Origin of the sequence: Enterococcus crotali (assembly GCF_000633635.1) — a bacterium.
GTDB classification, from domain to species: domain Bacteria; phylum Bacillota; class Bacilli; order Lactobacillales; family Enterococcaceae; genus Enterococcus_L; species Enterococcus_L crotali.
Genome location: NZ_AYPQ01000001.1, coordinates 569,368 through 589,170 on the forward strand (window position 1 = coordinate 569,368; position 19,803 = coordinate 589,170).

Annotated in this window: 18 protein-coding genes and 1 pseudogene; 14 read left to right on the forward strand and 5 right to left on the reverse strand. The window is 35.8% G+C overall.

Annotated elements, in window-relative coordinates; translation table 11 throughout:
- Positions 1 to 115: 115 nt before the first annotated feature.
- Together V192_RS21870 and V192_RS21875 are read right to left on the reverse strand one after the other, a co-directional pair.
- Positions 116 to 964, reverse strand: coding sequence for a hypothetical protein (locus tag V192_RS21870; protein ID WP_239644551.1), 849 nt, complete (start codon positions 962 to 964; stop codon positions 116 to 118).
- Between the two features lie 202 nt (positions 965 to 1,166).
- Complete coding sequence (locus V192_RS21875) at positions 1,167 to 1,598, reverse strand: helix-turn-helix domain-containing protein (RefSeq protein WP_239644552.1); 432 nt, start codon at positions 1,596 to 1,598, stop codon at positions 1,167 to 1,169.
- Positions 1,599 to 1,940: 342 nt separating this feature from the next.
- Here V192_RS21875 and V192_RS0102720 point away from each other — a divergent pair, with 342 nt between their 5' ends.
- The 6 genes from V192_RS0102720 (at position 1,941) to V192_RS0102745 (ending at position 6,704) form a co-directional block, all read left to right on the forward strand.
- The gene (locus V192_RS0102720) at positions 1,941 to 2,291 is read left to right on the forward strand and encodes an LPXTG cell wall anchor domain-containing protein (protein ID WP_025868840.1); all 351 of its coding nucleotides are present in this window, start codon (positions 1,941 to 1,943) and stop codon (positions 2,289 to 2,291) included.
- Positions 2,292 to 2,315: 24 nt separating this feature from the next.
- A complete protein-coding gene (locus V192_RS0102725; protein WP_025868841.1) occupies positions 2,316 to 3,047 on the forward strand; it encodes a WxL domain-containing protein in 732 nt (243 codons plus the stop codon).
- 19 nt (positions 3,048 to 3,066) lie between these two features.
- On the forward strand, positions 3,067 to 3,882 hold the full coding sequence (locus tag V192_RS0102730) for a WxL domain-containing protein (protein ID WP_025868842.1): 816 nt from the start codon (positions 3,067 to 3,069) through the stop codon (positions 3,880 to 3,882).
- A 49-nt stretch (positions 3,883 to 3,931) separates the two neighbouring features.
- Complete coding sequence (locus V192_RS0102735; RefSeq protein WP_025868843.1) at positions 3,932 to 4,735, forward strand: WxL domain-containing protein; 804 nt, start codon at positions 3,932 to 3,934, stop codon at positions 4,733 to 4,735.
- Between the two features lie 110 nt (positions 4,736 to 4,845).
- Positions 4,846 to 5,961 carry a WxLIP family cell surface protein gene (locus tag V192_RS0102740; protein ID WP_025868844.1) on the forward strand — a complete coding sequence of 372 codons (1,116 nt, stop codon included), beginning with the start codon at positions 4,846 to 4,848 and terminating at the stop codon, positions 5,959 to 5,961.
- Between the two features lie 47 nt (positions 5,962 to 6,008).
- On the forward strand, positions 6,009 to 6,704 hold the full coding sequence (locus tag V192_RS0102745; protein WP_025868845.1) for a winged helix-turn-helix domain-containing protein: 696 nt from the start codon (positions 6,009 to 6,011) through the stop codon (positions 6,702 to 6,704).
- Between the two features lie 227 nt (positions 6,705 to 6,931).
- On the opposite strand, the gene V192_RS0102750 is transcribed toward V192_RS0102745, so the two are convergent.
- A complete protein-coding gene (locus tag V192_RS0102750; RefSeq protein WP_025868846.1) occupies positions 6,932 to 7,387 on the reverse strand; it encodes a hypothetical protein in 456 nt (151 codons plus the stop codon).
- 172 nt (positions 7,388 to 7,559) lie between these two features.
- Entirely contained in the window at positions 7,560 to 8,843 is a 1,284-nt protein-coding gene (locus V192_RS0102755) for a BaiN/RdsA family NAD(P)/FAD-dependent oxidoreductase (protein ID WP_025868847.1), read from the reverse strand.
- A 138-nt stretch (positions 8,844 to 8,981) separates the two neighbouring features.
- On the opposite strand from V192_RS0102755, the pseudogene gdhA reads away from it, so the two are divergent.
- From gdhA to V192_RS0102770, 3 genes and pseudogenes are all read left to right on the forward strand, one after another.
- Positions 8,982 to 10,327, forward strand: a pseudogene (gdhA, locus tag V192_RS19095) (NADP-specific glutamate dehydrogenase).
- A gap of 224 nt (positions 10,328 to 10,551) precedes the next feature.
- Positions 10,552 to 12,822 (forward strand): Ig-like domain-containing protein, encoded by a 2,271-nt coding sequence (locus V192_RS0102765; protein ID WP_025868848.1) that lies wholly within the window; start codon positions 10,552 to 10,554, stop codon positions 12,820 to 12,822.
- 230 nt (positions 12,823 to 13,052) lie between these two features.
- Positions 13,053 to 14,402 carry a glucose-6-phosphate isomerase gene (locus V192_RS0102770; protein WP_025868849.1) on the forward strand — a complete coding sequence of 450 codons (1,350 nt, stop codon included), beginning with the start codon at positions 13,053 to 13,055 and terminating at the stop codon, positions 14,400 to 14,402.
- Positions 14,403 to 14,559: 157 nt separating this feature from the next.
- Here V192_RS0102770 and V192_RS0102775 read toward each other — a convergent pair whose 3' ends face one another.
- Complete coding sequence (locus tag V192_RS0102775) at positions 14,560 to 14,901, reverse strand: hypothetical protein (protein ID WP_025868850.1); 342 nt, start codon at positions 14,899 to 14,901, stop codon at positions 14,560 to 14,562.
- A gap of 145 nt (positions 14,902 to 15,046) precedes the next feature.
- On the opposite strand from V192_RS0102775, the gene V192_RS0102780 reads away from it, so the two are divergent.
- The 5 genes from V192_RS0102780 to lepB all read left to right on the forward strand — a co-directional run bounded on the left by V192_RS0102780 (position 15,047) and on the right by lepB (position 19,714).
- Positions 15,047 to 15,784, forward strand: coding sequence for a cyclase family protein (locus tag V192_RS0102780; protein WP_025868851.1), 738 nt, complete (start codon positions 15,047 to 15,049; stop codon positions 15,782 to 15,784).
- 234 nt (positions 15,785 to 16,018) lie between these two features.
- Positions 16,019 to 16,780 (forward strand): (Fe-S)-binding protein, encoded by a 762-nt coding sequence (locus V192_RS0102785; protein WP_025868852.1) that lies wholly within the window; start codon positions 16,019 to 16,021, stop codon positions 16,778 to 16,780.
- Between the two features lie 11 nt (positions 16,781 to 16,791).
- Positions 16,792 to 18,264, forward strand: coding sequence for a LutB/LldF family L-lactate oxidation iron-sulfur protein (locus V192_RS0102790; RefSeq protein WP_025868853.1), 1,473 nt, complete (start codon positions 16,792 to 16,794; stop codon positions 18,262 to 18,264).
- Positions 18,257 to 18,988, forward strand: coding sequence for a LutC/YkgG family protein (locus V192_RS0102795; RefSeq protein ID WP_035010713.1), 732 nt, complete (start codon positions 18,257 to 18,259; stop codon positions 18,986 to 18,988). Before V192_RS0102790 ends, V192_RS0102795 begins: the two co-directional genes overlap by 8 nt.
- 186 nt (positions 18,989 to 19,174) lie before the next feature.
- The gene (gene lepB, locus V192_RS0102800; protein WP_025868855.1) at positions 19,175 to 19,714 is read left to right on the forward strand and encodes a signal peptidase I; all 540 of its coding nucleotides are present in this window, start codon (positions 19,175 to 19,177) and stop codon (positions 19,712 to 19,714) included.
- The last annotated feature ends 89 nt before the right edge of the window (positions 19,715 to 19,803 follow it).

Genomic DNA, 19,803 nt, shown 5'->3' on the forward strand with positions numbered 1-19,803 from the left:
GGTTTGAGTTTAAACCTATCTTTTGCTACGAAAATACCGACTTGTAAGAGTTAGAAGGAAAAATCTTTCTCTTGCAAGTCGGTCTATTCGTTTTTCTAGAATATGTACATAGTGATTAATTTAGTTTTTTCTTATTAGCTAAAATAATTTTTTGAATAAATATAATCAATTCCAACCACATTTTTTCATCAAGAAAGTCGTTGACAAAGAAAAATTCCTGCCTTTTTGTTTCACTATGCATCTCAACGTTATCAATGATAGCAATATCCGCTTCTTCAATATGGGTAGTAAAAGTGATTGTGTCTGGATTAAAAAGGGTTAGAAGTCTATTTTTTATAAAGACTGATCCAAAATTATTACTACTATATTGAATATAAATACTTACAGTCGGAAGTGAAAACATGTCTGTCAAGAATGTTAAAAGCATACAGATTGTATAATTAAAAGAAGAATCAAGAATCATTTCAGGATGTCTTTTTCTGAATTTTTTGTAAAAATTATAATTCTTTGGATGTCTTTTTACATATTTTTTTAAATAATCATTCTGATCTTGCATAGTGCTCATTATTTGCTTGAAAAAATAGAGTGGATTGACTTCAAAGTAAATAGAATGAATCACACCAAGAAGGGTATAGTAGAAAATATTTGCCTTTATTCTTGGGGTCATAGGAATTGATAAATAGAAATCCTTTTCATATTCGTCAATCAATAACTCACTAGAATAAACTAAACGCGAGGAGCGCGATAATGAGTTGAAGAGAAGCGTTTTTTCTTCAGGAGAATCAATGTCTGAGATGAATGTTCGAATCATCAAGTTAAAAAATAGAAACTCATCTTCTGTTATAAAGTATTTTTCTATAACAGAAGAAATTTCTTTTGAGAGTTCGAATGATCTCATAACATTCCTTATTTCTTCTGGTAAATGAATTTGCGATTTATGTTGTCGTAATGTTGAGATACGCAAAATTAATTCTATCCGTTTAATGACAGATTCGGAATAACGTTTTTGGAGACAGTGTACGGCATCGGGATAACTTAAATCACAACCCAATCCTGTTTTGAATGGGACCGTAATTCCTCTATAAGTATTCCAATAAAAGTAAAAAACAAACATTCTTAAATGCTTTTCCTCACCAAATAAATTTCATCTGAATTAAAAACTAATTTCAGATGAAATTTTTAAGCTGTTCATTTAGAGCATTGATCTGTTTGTATAAATACGGAATGCTGACAAAGAGTTCATCTGCTAATTCATCAGCTGTCGAATAATTTTTAGCAAAAATGTTTGAAATTATCTTGAATTTTAAAGACTCATTTAAGTAATAGAATCTTAAGTGAACAACAAAATAGTCAATCTGAAAATCTGAGTCATTGTTTAGTTGAAAGCTACCAGTATTTCTTTCAAATATTAACATGTTCAGATTTTCGTTATGTTGAATATCTGCTTCCAACTCATTAAAATATCTCTTTAATGTACTTAAAGAAATATCTAAGTAATGTTGAAGGTAAGCAAAGGATACTTTATTACCTTCTCTAAAGATTAGTTCTTTAAAAAGTTCTAATTTTTTATTATTTTTATCATTTAAAAAAAATTCCATTTATATACGTCCTTTATTAGTTAACTAAGGTGGAATTATAGAGTAGGCAGAAAAGAAAGTCAATATAGCGAGTGGACAATCAGACAAATATTTCTTATATATTTGTTATTTTTATGTAATTATAATCATTGTTTTTGCTAATCTTAATTATAAAAACTGTTATTTTATCTAAAGGAGAGTCAAAATGTGTTCAGTTTTGGATTTTAAAAAGAAAAAAATATGTTTTATGATGATAACGTAACAAGCGGATGAAAAAATAATTGAATTTAATTTAAATTAATCTGAAATATAACGATTAAATATTTGATTATTTTTTATTGAACAAGGTAAAAAGGAGGTATTATGAAACCTAAAGTTTTTTTGCTTAGTTTAGTCCTGATCACTATGTCTTTGTTTGTTTTTTCAAAAGAAACGGTAGCTGTAAGCTATGATACTGAAATTGGATTGACGTTTACTAATGATGTAGCTGGCAGTGATCAAAGTACGGTGACAGAAAGCAGTGGCAGTTTATCAACAGGACAAGAGCAAAAGTCAGAAAAAGCAAACGACAAAACAAGCAAAGCAAGTATTAAAAGTTTGCTACCAAGGACTGGTTCTAAAGACACTGAGTTGTTTAGATGGATCGGGGCACTACTTCTATTCATGGGTTTCATCTGGTTACTTTTTAAAGACAAGTATCGCTTAAAACAATAATCAGAAAATGAAAGGAGAAGAGCAATGAAGAAAATTAGGAGAAAATTTATTGTTTTTCTTACTCTGTTACTAGGTGGAACTAGTACAGATACAACACTTGTTTTTGCAGAAGATTTGATAGGAAATAAATCTGAAGCTGAAATTTCTTATAGTGAGAATACCGATGTAACGCCACCGATTGATCCATCTAAACCTGGACAGACGATAACAGTCGTTTCCACGATACCAATAAAGCCTGGGACAACAGGTCCACTAAGTGTTGATTTTGCCCCGCATGTTATTTTTGGACCTCAAGATGCATCGCAAAAGAATACGATTTACTATGCTAAACTGACCAAAATATTACGGTCAGGGAATTTGCAAGAAGAGGTGGGGAATTTTCTCCAATTAACAGACAATCGAGGGAAAAATTCCGGTTGGCGTTTGACTGTTAAACAAAATGGACAGCTTAGAAATGGCACACACACTTTAAAAGGAGCACAACTATCGTTAAATAATCTGACGTTGTTTTCGCCCAATAATGGTGATAAACCGATCGCAAGTAAGAGTGTTCGCTTGGATCCTGAAAGTGGTGAACCAACAGAAGTGTCTCATTCTACAGAAAAATCCGGTAAAGGAACCTGGTTAATTATGTTTGGAAAAGACAAAGAGGAGAGTAAAACAAGCATACAAGTCAGTGTTCCAGGAACATCGGAAAAAAAACAAGGTAACTATACAACTTCCCTAACTTGGGAGTTGAGTGATACACCAATTTAAAATCAAGGGAGAAAAAAACATGAAACTGAAAAAACAAGTAACAGCAACAACTGCAGGAATGGTAACGTTTGCTAGTCTATTCTTAGGGGCACCAGCTATCTTTGCTGAAGAAGCAGGCGATGGCGGAGTAGCTAAACCGGCAATGACTATTAACGATCCTGTTAAATCAGAAGCTGAAATTTCATTTTCTCAAAATGAAACAGAACCAACAAAACCAACTGGACCTGGTGGAGAAGAAATTGAATCACCAAGTGAAGGTGAAACGGGTATGGTTGGACCGTTAACAATTGATTATATTACAAAAATCAACTTTGGAAACCAAAAAGTTTCTGGTAACGATGCTACTTATTTTGCTGAGTTAGCAAAAGTGAAATTAGTTGGTCTAGATGAACCAAAGGAAACACCTAACTATGTTCAAATTACAGATAGCCGCGGTTCAAATGCTGGCTGGCAGTTACAAGTAAAACAAGATGCTCAATTTCAAGCGGAAGATGCTGAAGGAAAAATTTCTGAACTTAAAGGAGCTCAATTGAAATTTGCCAATCCTTCTTTAAAATCGAGTCAAAAGGGTTCAGAGTTTGCACCACTTGGGTTTGGTCACTCATTTGCACCAGGAGCAGATGCTGTCACTGTGGTTAATGCAACTGCAGGTAAAGGGATGGGGACTTGGCACTACACTTTAGGTGATACAGATGAACAAGGGAAAAATAGTGTATCGTTATCGATTCCTGGTGATACAGCCAAAGTACCAAATGCAGCTTATAAAACTGTTTTAACTTGGACGTTGATCGACAGTCCTGACAGTTCAGAAATCACTCCGGAACAGGCACCATAAAAATACAATAATCAATATATATTAGGATCAAGGGAAGAGGAAATCAATCATGAAAAAATCAACAATCGTTTCTGCATTGCTAGTAAGCACATTTATGTTAGGGGCTACACCAACAACTGTGTTGGCTGATCAAGTAGCAGCATCTAAAACAGATGCCACTGTAAAATTTCAATCAGAATCAACAGAAGCGGATGGCGGTGGAACAACATTAGATCCAACAAATCCAGAAGGAGAGGGGATTAAGCCTGATCCAGGTGAAGGCTCAGAAAGTACAAAAGGTCCTCTACGAATTGATTTTGCTCCAAACTTTAAGTTCGGCACAGTCACAATGTCAGGGAACGCAGCCGATTACAATCCATTATATCCAAAAGTTAGTCTATTAGATAAAAATGGTGAATTAACCGATCCGCTTCAAGAAAAATATGTGCCTCATTATGTACAAGTAACAGATAATAGAGGAACAAATGAGGGATGGGAACTTGCGGTTTCAGCTACACCATTTAATGGAACAATCAATCCAGACGCTGACTTAAAAGCTACTTTAACTGTTTCAAATGCTCAATTGACAACTTCAGTGAAACCAGTTGATGGTAAAGATTTTAAACCTGCTACACTTAATAGAAATATAACGTTGTCTTCAGAACCAGAAGTGCTTATCAAAGCGGATGCAGATCAAGGGATGGGTTCTTGGGTAGCGATGTTTACTGAGAACCCAAATGAAGAGTTAACTGTTACAGATAGAAATCCTAATATTACTCTTCATGTACCGGCAGATTCTAAAAAAGATGCAGCAGAAGAATACAAGTCTACAATTACTTGGACGCTTTCTTCTACACCGACATCAACAAACTAAAAACGTAGTATTACCTATCATTGCAGTATCAGGAAACGTGCTGATACTGCAATGATTCGTACATAAACAGTATTAAAAACAACCATATGCAAGTTGGGAGACATAGTGAAATGAAGAGACGAATAATTGTACTATTATTTTTGATAATGATGATTGGAGGAATGCCTTTACCTGCTTTGGCTCAAGACGGGACTATGAACTTTTCTGTTACGGCAGTTATTCCCGAAAATCAAATAGATAAAACAAAGACCTATTTTGATTTAAAGATGAATCCTGGACAAGTTCAGGTGTTAGAAGTTCTCATGAATAATCCTTTAGACAAAGAAGTCATTGTTGAAAATCATGCGAACACAGCGGTGACCAATGATAATGGGATTGTTGATTACAGTAATTCAGCGCCGAAGCTAGATAAGACGCTAAAAGCTCCTTTTTCGACTATTACAGAAGTGGAAAAAGAAACGAAGATTCCGCCTAAAAGTTCAAAAACACTAAAGGTTAAAGTAACAATGCCAGAACAAGCGCTAGATGGTGTAATCCTGGGTGGCTTGCATTTTACTGAAAAAGAAGATCTAGCAAAAGAATCGCAAGACAAATCAGGGGTCCAGATCAAAAATCGTTTTGCTTTTGCGATCGGTGTCTTAATCAGAGAGAATGATAAGGTCGTTAAACCAGAATTAAAGCTAGGGGAAATACAACCTTCACAAGTCAACTATCGAAATGTGTTGAAAGCTAATCTTCAAAATACTCAGCCTGTGATCATCCAAGATTTGGAAGTTGACGCGCGTATAACTAAAAAATCTAGCAAAACCCCATTGTTTGAGCAAAAAAGAACTGGCCTTAGGATGGCGCCTAACTCGAATTTTAATTTTGGGATTAGTTGGGAAAACCAAGAGTTTAAAGCAGGGCAATATACCTTGCATATGAATGTTTCTAGCGGAGAAGAGAAGTGGAAATGGTCGAAAGATTTTGAAATCAGCACTAAAAAAGCTCGTGAGTTAAATGAAAAAGCAGTTGAATTAAAAGTTGATAACACCAAGTGGTATATTGTTGGAGGAGTAGCGTTGGTGATCGTACTAATGATCCTAACTTTCTTATTTAGTCAATACATTAGTAAAAAGAAACGACTCAAAAAGAAAAGGTTGAAAGCTCAAGCAGCAAAAAGAAGAAAGCAAAAAATAAATGGCAAAAATAAGAATAGTGCCAATGGTGGCAAAGTAAATAAATAATGAGTTTATTGAGTGATGATAAACTTAAAATATGGGAGAGTTGTACTATGTATAATATAGGGTATTTCTCACGGAGAACTCCTCAAAATAACTATTATCAAACCTTGAAATCAAACCCACAATACTCAATTGAATTAATAAATGATTTTTCTGTAGAGCAAATAACAATGCTAGATGTGTTTGTTCTAGAAGAAAGCAAGGAACTCAATTTTACGAGTATCTGTGAGTGCTTGATAGAGATAAGAAAAAAATCTGATATTCATATTTTGATTCTTGTTGATCGAGAGCAAATAGTACTCACTTCACGCATGGTGTATTTAACGTTGGGGGCAGATGGTATCTATTCAGAAGAAGCTGATGAGTTCGATCTAATCATCAAAAATATTTTGAAAAGAATAAAGAAAGAAACGATCACAGGTACGTTAAAAAAAGCCTCTTTCAAAATGATTCCTGAAAAATCATGTATACGAGTGAACGGCAACCAAGAAATTGGGATGACAAGACAAGAATATTTGATTATGAAAATTTTGTATGATAATCAAGGTGAAACGGTCACTTATGAAGATATTTACAAAAATATTTGGTCCGAAAAAAAGGGGAGTGTTCAAAAGAATCGAGTATGTAACATAGTCTCCCATTTAAGGAAGAAACTTGCTGCGGTAAAAGATTCGCCAATGCAGCTTAAAACGATTCGCTCAATTGGGTATATTTTAGAATCATCTTTACCAGAAACAGAACTATAATTCGAAGCTGATTTCTATACAATAGTCTGTGTCCTATTATTTAGCTTGTTTCGTACGTAGAAGTTAATGAAATCGTAAGGTCGTGTCGTGTAGTAGTTACTTATGCGTCCACCATTTATTCAGACTTAGAGCCCACAACAAAACTAGTCTTTTAGTTTTGTTGTGGGCTCTTTCAATCAATTGACATGAAACACTAATAACCTAAAAAGTAAATGTAGTGTGCTCCACTACTTGATTGTTAGAATATTTTCTTGTTTGTAATTTTCAATTCCACAATGGTCTGTTACTGACTTTTGTTCAGGTTCAATATGGAAGGTATAGGAATGATATCGAAAGATTAGATTTAGGCTTAGTAAAGCGGATAACTCAGTTGCTAAAAAGATTTTTAAAGAATCAATAAAAAGGCTAAATAACGAAATTGTTAAAAATAGAAGAATAAATAAATAGAATAAATTCTGAATTCGATTAGTATTTGTTATGGTAATTTCTTTTGTTTCAGATGTTATATTGATTTTTTGTGACATGTAAAAAAGTCCTTCTCTAAACTCTAAAATATCTCCGGGTTCTACTTCTAAGTTAATAGGGATATTATTAAATAATTTTCCCTTGGCAACTCCATTTTTATAGATTCTAAAATGGCGAACACAGCCCCAGCTTGTTTGTCGTTTTAAAAGAATATTCATACTAATACTCACCTCCGTATAATCCTATTTTCACACAAATTAGATGAAAACAAATCAAACAAAAGACTGATTTGTTTTTAGAAAATTGTCCATCTAAAGTCGTAGTTACAGCAATAAGAGGGAGTTCATCAAATTTTTAAATATATTTGTTTTATCTAATTCTTGATAGTAATTAATCTAGTTCAGGTAAATAAGTATATTCCGCAATAGCAGCAGCATGTGTTCCAGCGACATAGCCTGTAACAAAAGCCGCAGTCACATTATAACCGCCAGTATAACCATTGATGTCCAATAGTTCACCAGCGAAAAATAAGCCATTAACTAGTTTACTCTCCATCGTTTTTGGTTGGATTTCTTTTAACGAGATGCCGCCGCCTGTAACAAAAGATTTTTCGATGGGAAGCGTTTTTTCAGCATGTATCTCAAAAAACTTAAAGGAGTGAGCCAGTTTTTCAATTTGTGATTCTGAGCATAACTTTGCTTGAACCTCAGATAATCCTGTTTGATCCAATATAAAATGAAGAAGTCGCTCAGGTACAAGATTTTTCAATGCATTTTTTAATGATTTGTCAGGTTGTTCTGTCAGCATTTTGTTTATTTTTTGCATCAATTCTGTAGTGGTTAATTCTGGAAAAATGTCTAATTGCAATAAAACTGGCTTGTCTTCGTCTTTAGCTAATTCTTGATTGACAAAGCTAGAGCATCTTAAGGCAGCTGGACCAGAAAGACCGAAATGGGTAAATAAGAGATCCATTTGGTGTGCTACAATGACTTTCCCTTTACTGTTTAAAACAGACAAAGAAACATCCTGCAAAGAAAGTCCTTGTAAAGTTTTTTCTTTAATAAAAAAGTCCTCTGAAATAATGGGTGATTCAGTTGCATATAAAGGACTAATTGAATGCCCTAATCTTTTTGCTATTTTATAGCCATCTCCAGTAGAGCCCGTAGAAGGATAGGTTCGACCTCCTGTGGTCAAGATAACGCAAGGGGCATAGACTTTTTCATGTTCCAAAGCAACGCCAATCACCTGTCCGTCTTTTCGTAACACTTTTTCAACTTTTGCCTCTGTGTAAATTGTCACACCTAGCAATTCTAGCTGGTTAAAGAGGGTTTCTACAATTGTTTTTGAGCGATCTGTAACGGGAAACATCCGCCCATGATCTTCTTCTTTCAAGGCTGTCCCATTTTCTTCAAAAAAGCTCATAATATCGTAATTATTAAACTGCGAAAAGGCACTATATAAAAATTTCCCGTTTCCAGGAATATGAGCAATAATTTCATCCGCTGGCCGGTTATTAGTCACATTACAGCGACCGCCACCAGTTAATAAGAGTTTTTTTCCCACACGTTTGTTTTTTTCTATTAGTAAAGTGTTGCTGCCGGCTTTGGCTGCTGCGATCGCGGCCATCATACCACTAGTACCAGCTCCGACGACAATAACGTCAAATGATTTCATAAATTCTCCTCCAGTTCAATGGTAGTTTAACACAATTTTCAAGTTTTTTTCTAAATTTTTTTCAATTTACAATAAAAAGTTGTGGAAATTTTCTGAATTTAGGTTAAAATAGGATTATAACGATGAGAGGGTGATTAGATGGAAGCAAAACAGTACGTGGAAGAGATTCAAAAGAAGATTCATGAGAATGATCGAGGGCAAGTAGAATACTTGCAAGCTGTCGACGAATTTTTACCAACGGTTGAAGTATTTTTGAAAGAAAATCCAGCATTCATTGAAGCCAATATTTTAGGGGTCTTGATTGAACCGGAAAGAATTTTGCAGTTTAGAGTTCCATGGCAAGATGATAAAGGTAACTGGCAAGTTAATCGTGGGTATCGCGTGCAATATAACTCTGCTATTGGTCCTTACAAAGGCGGCTTACGCTTTCATCCAAGTGTAAATTTAAGTGTGATGAAGTTTTTAGCATTTGAACAAATCTTTAAAAACAGCTTGACTGGGTTACCGATCGGCGGCGGTAAAGGCGGTAGTGATTTTGATCCAAAAGGAAAATCAGATGCGGAAGTCATGCGTTTTTGTCAAAGCTTTATGACAGAGTTACAAAAACATATTGGGCCAAGTACGGATGTACCAGCAGGAGATATTGGGGTTGGCGCTAGAGAGATCGGTTACTTATTTGGGATGTATAAACGCTTGAGAAATTATGATGCAGGTGTTTTAACAGGTAAACCATTAGGTTATTGGGGGAGTCAAGCACGGACAGAAGCAACAGGTTATGGCTGTGTTTATTTCGTTAAACACTTACTGAAAGACTCAAATGATTCGTTTCAAGGAAAAAAAGTGGTTGTTTCCGGTAGTGGAAATGTGTCGATTTATGCAATGGAAAAAGCAAAAGAATTGGGTGCAACTGTCCTTACATGCTCAGATTCAAATGGCTTTATCTATGATCCAAATGGAATCGATGTGGAATTAGTCAAAGAACTGAAAGAAAAAAATCGTGAGCGGATTTCTAAATATGTTGAAACCCACAAAGATGCAGTTTATTATGATGGTCAATCTGTTTGGAATTTTGATGTGGCTTATGATATTGCTTTACCATGTGCCACACAAAATGAAATTAATGTAGAACAAGCAAAACGCTTGGTTAAAAACGGCGGTAAAGTCGTAGCAGAAGGCGCAAATATGCCATGTACACTAGAAGCTGTAGATGTTTTAGCTGAAGCTGGCGTCTTATACTGTCCAGGTAAAGCTGCAAATGCTGGCGGCGTAGCTGTTTCTGCACTTGAAATGAGTCAAAATTCTGAACGTCTATCTTGGTCATTTGACAAAGTAGATGGGATGTTGGATGATATCATGAAAAATATCTATGAAACATGTCGTGATACGCTAATAAATATAAAGCGCCAAATAATTATGTCTTAGGGGCTAATATTGCTGGTTTTGAAAAAGTAGCGCAAGCAATGTTGAGTCAAGGGCTCGTTTAATTTTTAGGTTTTTGATTAAAAATACTACTAAGTTGTCGTAAGACAGTGCTTAGTAGTATTTTTTATTCTTTTTAGGTATTAAAACTGTTCAGTATTGGAGAAGCACTTCCTTTTTTACATTAGTATAATAGTTATTATAAATAAAGTATAAAGAGGTGTGAAAAATAAAAAAGAAAAAAAGAAACGTTGTTATTTTTTCGGGTCTTGTTTTAGTTATAGTTTTATTGGGTGCTTTCCTTCAAACGAAAAACAGTTCTCAGTTAAAAGCGGCAGAGCCAGAAGAAGCTGTACAAGAGAATATATTAAAGCCGGATCAATGGGGAGCCTATTATCATACAGGTGGAAGTGTAAACTATGCTGGGTTCAATTTCGATGAGGTATTGAGATCTATTAGATATTCTGGCTATGGACGTGCAACGAAGGATTTGGTGTATATCCAAAGAAGCGGCTCGTCAGATACTATTCTTGCAAACGAGCCGATGTATGCGACACAAAGTTTTACTCTAGATCCCAAAAGATATTATGAATTTCGAGCAGGACTTGGTTCCTCTTGGTCATCGTCTTCAGCAGGTGGTGGTATCACTAGCTATATATTCTTTAGAAAAAAAGATGGAACTCTTGCTAAAAGTACTGAATTCAGAATGAATAATCAAGGAGCAAATCCTAAAAACATTAGAGTCAATTTTTTAGCTAGCACGATCAATGAAATTAGTTTGCGAGTGGATCAGTATGCCAATGTTTCATCTCGGTTTTGGGGCGGGATTCAATTAAATAATCCAATGCTTGTAGATATCACAGATCAAGTCCTTAACATTAGTCCTGAAATTGATGCGTTATTTACAAATGAAACTCGAACACAGCTTAAATTAAGTGTTACTCAAAAAGAAATCGATCAACTAAAAGAAAGACTTACTAGCTATAAAGGGTTATTGGAAGCTACTCTCATGACAACCTTAGAGGGGAATCTAAAAAAAGCTCAAGATCTAATGAATGCTGTAGTACTTGATTTAGTAGTAGAAGATTTAGTGAATGACCCAGATGATGAGCATAACCGCTCGATTATCGGTGTTACTCATCCCAATGCGTTTTTACAGTTTTCAGGACATTCGGCAATTCCAGACGGTGAATTAAGCTCAGGTGTTGCATCAGATACACGTAACTATCAAATTCGCGCCGCAGCCGATGGTACGTTTACTTACACCTTGCCGGAAAATAAGACGTTCGCATTTGGTGAAGAAATCAAAATCATTAGTTCGTTACATGGCAAAGAAGATATAAAAATCAAAACAGTCTTAGATACCATTGCGCCAGAGCAGCCAACTTTAAATCGGTTGAAGGATATAGCAGATTCAATGAGTGGTACTGCGGAGGCTAAAACAAGTGTTCACATTTATGATGCTGCCAATGATCAATTGTTTTTAGAAGGGAAGTCAGATGATGACGGTAAGTTTACGTTCTTGCTTCCAACTGAAAAACGACCGCTGCGACCGTATAAAAAATACTATGCTACAGCGACTGATGTTTCTGGAAATGTCAGTCAAAAATCAGACCTACAAGAGGTAAGTGATACACAAGCACCAAAAGCGGAACCAGTTACTCAATACTTAACTTTAGGTGAGCGACTACCTGATCTTGCTACATTGTATAAGAATTTATCCGACAATGCTGGAGCTGCTGGGATCAACATTTCATTAACAAAGGAACCTTATCTTTCAAAAGTAGGCTTTACCACAGTAGAGATCACTTTTGCAGATAAAGCAGAAAACCAGACGGTCATTACCGTTCCTATTTTTATTAAAGATGAGACGATCATTGAAGATGGAAAACATATGCTATTTGCTAAGGACTTTTCTGCTTTAACGATTGATTTACCTACAGATCCTGAAAAACGTAAAGACTTCTTATTAAAAAATAGTCAAGCTGGTGTGTGGGATCTAGTAACAGGGGAAAGTAAAGAAACAGAGCTGATTTTTGATGACAGTAATCTAAAACGACAGCCTGGAACCTATGAAGTGGGCGTTCGTTTTGGAAATCTATACAAACCATTTAAGATCACACTGCTTCCTGGTAGCTTGTCTTTTGAAAAAGTAGCGGAAGAAATTTCTTATGGGACACCAATGATTCGTTCTAAAGAGCAAACGATAGCGCCAGAAACAAAGATTGAGTTTCTAATCAATGATTCTCGATTTATCACGCAGCAATGGCGCTTGATGGCGCAATTGAAAAAGCCTTTACAGCTTAAAAATGGCGAGAAAACTGCCAGCAATCTATTCTTCTCTAAACAGAATGAGCTGGGCGAGTGGATCAAAGAACCGTTAACTGATCAAATGACAACAGAATTATATAGTCATAAAGATGCCAAAAACGGGACATTTTCTGTCAACTTTGATAATGCGGACGATCAAGCTATCCTTTTAGATGTATTACCAGGAAGTATACGATCGGATGAAAACTATGAAACAGAAATTGTTTTAACACTGGAAGATGGCCCTTAATAAACTAAATGGACATAGACATGACCCTTACAAAAAGAGGGTCATGTCTTATTTTTCTTAAAAGAAGTCTACTATATAATGATTTGGTATAGCTCACATGTAAAGATCTTTTTATTCTTCTAAGGAAATAACTAGATAATTGGTACAGACAGCCATAATTTACTTGAAAAATACTTGAAAAAAACGTAAAGTAGATACTGTAGTAAGTTTTATTTCAAGGAGGAGAAGGAATGTCACATATTAAATTTGATTATTCTAATTTAACACCGTTTATTGCTGATCATGAATTGGACTACATGCAAGCACAAGTAACAGCAGTAGACAAAGCACTAAGAGAAGGAACTGGAGCTGGAAGTGATTTTACTGGTTGGATCGATCTACCAGAAAATTATGATAAAGATGAATTCGCCCGCATCAAAAAATCGGCTGAAAAAATTCAATCTGATTCTGAAGTTTTAGTTGTTATTGGTATTGGTGGTTCTTATTTAGGTGCAAGAGCAGCGATTGAATTTTTACATCATTCATTTAATAATTTATTACCAACAGATGAAAGAAAAGCACCACAGGTTTTCTTTGCTGGAAACAGTATCAGTTCAACTTATTTAGCTGATTTGATCAATGTTATTGGTGATCGTGACTTCTCAGTAAATGTGATTTCTAAATCTGGTACAACAACAGAGCCTGCAATCGCATTTAGAGTATTTAAAGAATTATTGATCAAAAAATATGGTAAAGAAGAAGCAAACAAACGTATTTATGCAACAACTGACCGCGCAAAAGGTGCTGTTAAGGTTGAGGCTGATGCTGAGGGTTGGGAAACGTTTGTAATTCCTGATGATGTTGGTGGACGTTTCACTGTGTTGACTCCAGTTGGTTTATTACCGATCGCAGTTAGCGGTGGCGACATCGATGCCATGATGACAGGTGCTAATGATGCTCGTAAGGAGTATGCAGCAACGACTGATTTAAGTAAAAATGAAGCATATCAATATGCAGCATTAAGAAATATTTTATACCGTAAAGGTAAAACAACAGAAATGTTGATCAACTATGAGCCAGGAATGCATTACTTCTCTGAATGGTGGAAACAATTATTCGGTGAGTCAGAAGGAAAAGATCAAAAAGGTATTTTCCCAGCAGCGGCTGATTTTTCTACGGACTTACATTCAATGGGGCAATATGTTCAAGACGGTATGCGTAACTTATTTGAAACAGTTGTTAAAGTGGATACGCCTCGTCATGTTGTGTCTATCCCTGAATTAGAAGAAGATTTAGACGGTTTAGGCTATTTACAAGGAAAAGAAATTGACTTTGTTAATACAAAAGCGTTTGAAGGTACGTTATTAGCCCATACAGATGGCGGCGTACCAAATATGATCGTTAAAATTCCTGCAATGGATGCTTATTCATTAGGTTATGTGATGTACTTCTTTGAAATAGCTGTTGGAATTTCCGGTTACTTGAATGGCGTAAATCCATTTGACCAAGAAGGTGTTGAAGCGTATAAGAAAAATATGTTCGCTCTACTTGGCAAACCAGGTTTTGAAGACTTAGCAAAAGAATTGAATGCACGTCTATAATATCCTTTTATTTCACAGCTTTGACGGTTGGACAGAAGCACTGAACTAGGTAATGTGCAGCCTGATTGCTTGAGGAATAAATGATATTAAAGGTGAAATTGGGTACTCTATACTATAAAAATGGTGCAAACTCACTAGTGAGTTTGCACCATTTTGCTTATTTGAAGTCATCATCTTTTGGATAAGGAAGAACATGCAATGAGTAATCGTCCTCAACAGATTCCTCGGAATTTGCGTTTTGGTAATAATGCCCTTCCGTGTCAAATTCCTGTCTAAAATCGTTATGATAATTCGGGTCATTCTGATTTAAGTCATTCGATTGGTTTGTCATCATATCATTGTTCTGAGCTAACCGTTCTTTAGCAGCTTTTTCCCCTTGAAGAATATTTTTATGGCGTGACTTTTTATTTCCTCCTGTAAAGGTCAAATAAATAATCAACGCAATCATAATAATTGTTACTATAATCAAACCAATAAACATGCCAAATGAGATAAACATGATGGTGTTCCTCCTTTTTAATCCTATTCTTCTTCAGTTTATCAAATGTTGCGTATACAGTCATCTATTTTTCTTGTATATTAGTAATTAAGTTTGAAATTAATCAAAATCAAACGGTTTTTTAGGGAAAAATGGAGGGAAATGTATGAATACATTGGACGCAATGAACTATTTGAAAGAAAAACAGTGGATTGACTTAAGTCATGCGATTCATGAGCAGATTCCACGCTTTAGTGCATTTAATGGATCACAGGAAAAAACATTATTTAACATCAAAGAAGACGGCTTTTTTGCAAAAGAGTACACATTTCCAACGCAATATAGTACGCACATCGATGCGCCAATTCATTTTGCGCAAGGAAAACGTTATCTACATGATTTAGCATTAAAAGAGCTGGTTTTACCACTATATGTTATCCATAAGGAAAAAGAAGTTAAAGAAAATCATGACTATTGCGTGTCACTCCAAGATATTTTAGATTTTGAGGCAACGTTTGGCATACTTCCTGAAGATGCCTTTGTGGCTTTTGCAAGCGGTTGGTCGAATCGCTGGGAGTCTACGAAAGAATATTATAATGTTGATTCAGAGGGGAATGCTCATACACCAGGGTGGAGCTTGGAAGCTTTGAAGTATCTTAGTGAAGTACGCAATGTTACAGCAATTGGTCACGAGACGCTAGACACGGACTGTGCGGTGGATTTTAGAAAAAATAATGGCTTACTGGCTGAATATTATTGGTTAAAGCAAAATAAATATCAAGTTGAAGTGATGTGTAATTTAGAACAGGTTCCATCGATTGGTAGTGTTATTCTAACCAGTTTTCCAAATGTCATGAATGCACCAGGATTTCCTGTTCGTTCATTTGCAATATTACCGGATTAAATAAGAGTATGCGAAAAAGCATATAGAAATTGATTGCTAATCAGTCTTATCATTGCTAAAATTATTGTTGTGTAATAATTATTACAAAATGATTTTGATTCTAAGTTGTATGATAACGGGACTAGTGATCGTTTTTTACTCTGGTAAAAGCGAATGTATATGCCAATGTTATTTTTGACTATATAGATAACTGATTTGTCCTTTTCGTACAACTTTACGAGGAGGGCATTTTTTTTGAAAGTCAGTATTTTTTCTACATGTGTTGTTGATTTATTATTTCCAAATGTGGGACAGGCGATGGTTGAAGTTTTGGAGCGTCTAGGCTGTGAAACGTCGTTACCGGATAAGCAAACCTGTTGTGGTCAACCGACTTATAATAGCGGTTATGTTGAAGAAAGTTATGCTACATTAAAAAATCAAATCGATTGCTTTGAGGATGCAGAATACGTTGTTGGACCAGCGGGTTCTTGTGTCGGGATGTTAAGAGAGTATCGGCATTTCTTAAAAGATGATCCTATCTATGGACCGAAGGCCGAAGCGTTAGCGGCAAAATCGTTTGAATTTAGTCAGTTTCTGTATCGTGTGCTAGGGGTAACAGATGTTGGTGCTACGTTAAGTGCTAAAGCAACCTATCATCGTTCATGTCACATGACGAGGATTTTGAAAGAACGAGAAGCGCCGTTTATTCTATTAGATCATGTTGAAGGACTAGAGATGGTGCCATTAAATCATATCGAAAACTGTTGCGGATTTGGCGGAACATTTTCAGTAAAAATGCCGGAAATATCTGAACAAATGGTTACAGAAAAAATGAATGATGTGATTGATACTGGGGCAGAGATTTTGATCAGCGCAGATATGGGCTGTTTGATGAATATTGGCGGTAAATTCAATCGAGATGGTAAACCAATCAAAATTATGCACATTGCAGAAGTGCTAAATCAACAAGTGAATAATGAACGCATCGACCAACCAAAATGGATGACAGTTATTTAGGGGGAAAAATTGTGGGATTAACAACTAGCTCAAAAACATTCAAGGAACGATTAGAAGATAGTAAGAAAGATGTTTTCATGCAAAAAGCTGTGGCTAAAGCGCAAGATGATCAATGGGTAAAACGTGAAGGTGCTAGAGAAGAGCTTGGTCATTGGGAACAGTGGCGTGAATTAGGTGAACAAATTAGACAGCATACTATCTCTTACTTACCAGACTATCTAGAACAGTTTAGTGATAAGGTTGCTGAACAAGGAGGAAAAGTCTTTTTTGCTCAAACCGCAGAAGAAGCAACTGAATATGTAAAACAAGTCGTTTTAGCAAAAAATGCCAAGAAAGTCGTTAAATCAAAATCAATGGTGACCACAGAAGTCGATATTGACCCAATGTTATTGGCATTAAACGGCGTGAGTGTTATGGAAACAGATTTAGCTGAATTTATTTTACAGATGGATGATTGGGATGAGCCTTCTCATATCGTTTTCCCTAGTATTCATAAAAATCGAGAACAAATTCGTCAAGTATTTGAGGAAAAACTTGGTTATAAGGGAGATAACGATCCTGTTAATTTAGCAAGATGTGCCAGAGAGGTTATGCGAAAATTTTTCTTAGAAGCAGAAGTTGGCATTACAGGTTGTAACTTTGCGATTGCTGACAGTGGTATGATCAATTTAAATACGAACGAAGGCAACGCAGATTTAACAATCAGTATTCCAAAAACACAAATTGTTTTAATGGGAATGGAGCGCATTGTCCCCAGCATGAAGGAAGCAGAAGTATTAGACAATCTATTGGCACGAAGCGCAGTAGGGCAGAGTCTAACGACTTATGTGACGTTTGCTGGAATCAAACATGAAGACGAGTCTGACGGACCAGAAGAGTTTCATGTTGTAATCTTAGATAATGGACGTTCTAATGCATTAGGAACGGCTTTTGAACCTGTATTGCAGTGTATTCGTTGTGGTTCTTGCCTAAATGTATGTCCAGTTTATCGTCATATCGGTGGTCACGGTTATGGTTCTATATATCCTGGACCAATTGGTGCTGTTTTATCTCCTGTTTTAGGTGGATATAAACAATTTGGAGAGCTACCATATGCTTCTAGTCTTTGCGGAGCGTGCACGGATACTTGTCCAGTGAAAATACCGTTACATGAGCTGTTGATCGAACATCGAAGAGTGATGACAGACGAATTGAAGATGCAGCATGGGTTTGATGATTTCCAAATGAGAGTTGTAGGCAAAGCAACTGCTACTCCTAGTTTATTTAAAATGGCTATGAAAGTTGATCATGCAGGCTTAGCACCGTTAAGTAAGAAAAAAGAGATTACAGTAGATAATATGTTTCAATATGGTGGCTATGTAGCAAAAGGGCCTGGTCTTGTTAAAGGTTGGACTGATGTGAGAGATCTGCCGCGTCCGCCAAAAAATTCTGAGAATTTTAGAAGTTGGTATAAAAAGCATAAAGCGGGTGAAGAAAATGACTGATGGCAATATTCAAAATAGAGCGGCTTTTTTAAATAATTTAACAACAAAATTAGGTACAGAACGACAAAGTGTCACAGATTATCCCTTTCATCCAATCAATGATTTGCCTGAAACAACACTCGCAGATAAATCATCGGAAGAATTGTTAGAAATCGCTAAAAAGCGCGTAGAAAAAATCAATACTAAACTGATAGAGACAACTAAAGCTCAACTAGAAGATACAATCAATCAGCTAATCATAGATTTTGGTCAAGGGGAAATTTTGTTGCCTATCGATGAGCGCTTTTCAACATACGGATTAGAAAAATTTACTCAAAAACAAGGTAGAGAAGAGAATGATAAACAATTAATGTTTTGGCAAGAAGGCTCAGAACACAGAGAAGTGAATATAGCAAATGCACAACGGGCTAATATTGCCATAGCATTCGCTGAATTTTTATTGGCAGAATCGGGATCAGTGGTGGTTGAAACAAACGCTGGTCAAGGCCGCTCGTTACATTTCTTGCCACAACACTATATTTCCATTATCCCAATGAGCAAAATCGTCCCACGCTCTACACAAGCAGCAGCCTATTACGCAGAGAAACAAGCGAATGGTGAAAAAGTTGGCTCAGCGATCCATTTCATTTCTGGACCGTCTAATTCAGGAGACATTGAAATGCAATTGGTAGTGGGACTCCATGGGCCGTTAGCTGTATATTATGTTGTCGTAAAAGATATGTAGGTTAGTTTGAAACTGAGAGCAGCTTTTTAGCTATTCCTCTCAGTTTCAATTTTTAGTTATATGTAACAAAAAATTGAATTAATTATTAAGAGAAGATTTAAAAGTTTCCTCAAAAAGAAAAGAATCCTGTAGGAATTTGTTTGTTTGTGGTAAACTAGAGAAAGCAAGTTTTTGGAGGAATGAAATTTGAAATCTAAAGAGTTAGTACATACAATCTTATTTTTTGTTGGTTTAGCGGCGCTATTGTTTTTATTAAGACAATTCGTGTTTACGCCAGTCGTAGTTAAAGGTCATTCTATGGACCCTACACTAGCGGATGGTGAACGAGTGATTGCATTAAAAAATACGGAAATCAAACGTTTTGATATCGTCACATTTCCAGCACCAGATGAACCGAAAAAAAATTATATTAAACGTGTGATTGGTTTACCAGGCGATACGATTGAGTACAAAGACGATATTTTATATATCAATGATAAAGAAGTAAAAGAGCCTTACCTTGATGAATTTAAAGCGGAAGTCACTGACGGGCTGCCGTTGACCATTGATTTTACCTTAAGCGAAGTCACTGGTGAAAAGAAAGTTCCAGAAGGCGAATATTTTGTGATGGGCGATAACCGTCGAAATTCAAAAGACGGCCGAATGATTGGATTTATCAGCAAAGACAAAATAATGGGTGATGTGAAATTTGTTTTATGGCCATTGGATCGTTTTGGTACGATTTAAAAAGCGTTAAAGTACCCGAATAAACAGAAAAGTTCTCTTTTAACTAAGAGGCTTTTTTTGTTAGGAACTAAAAGCCGTTTTTAAGACCG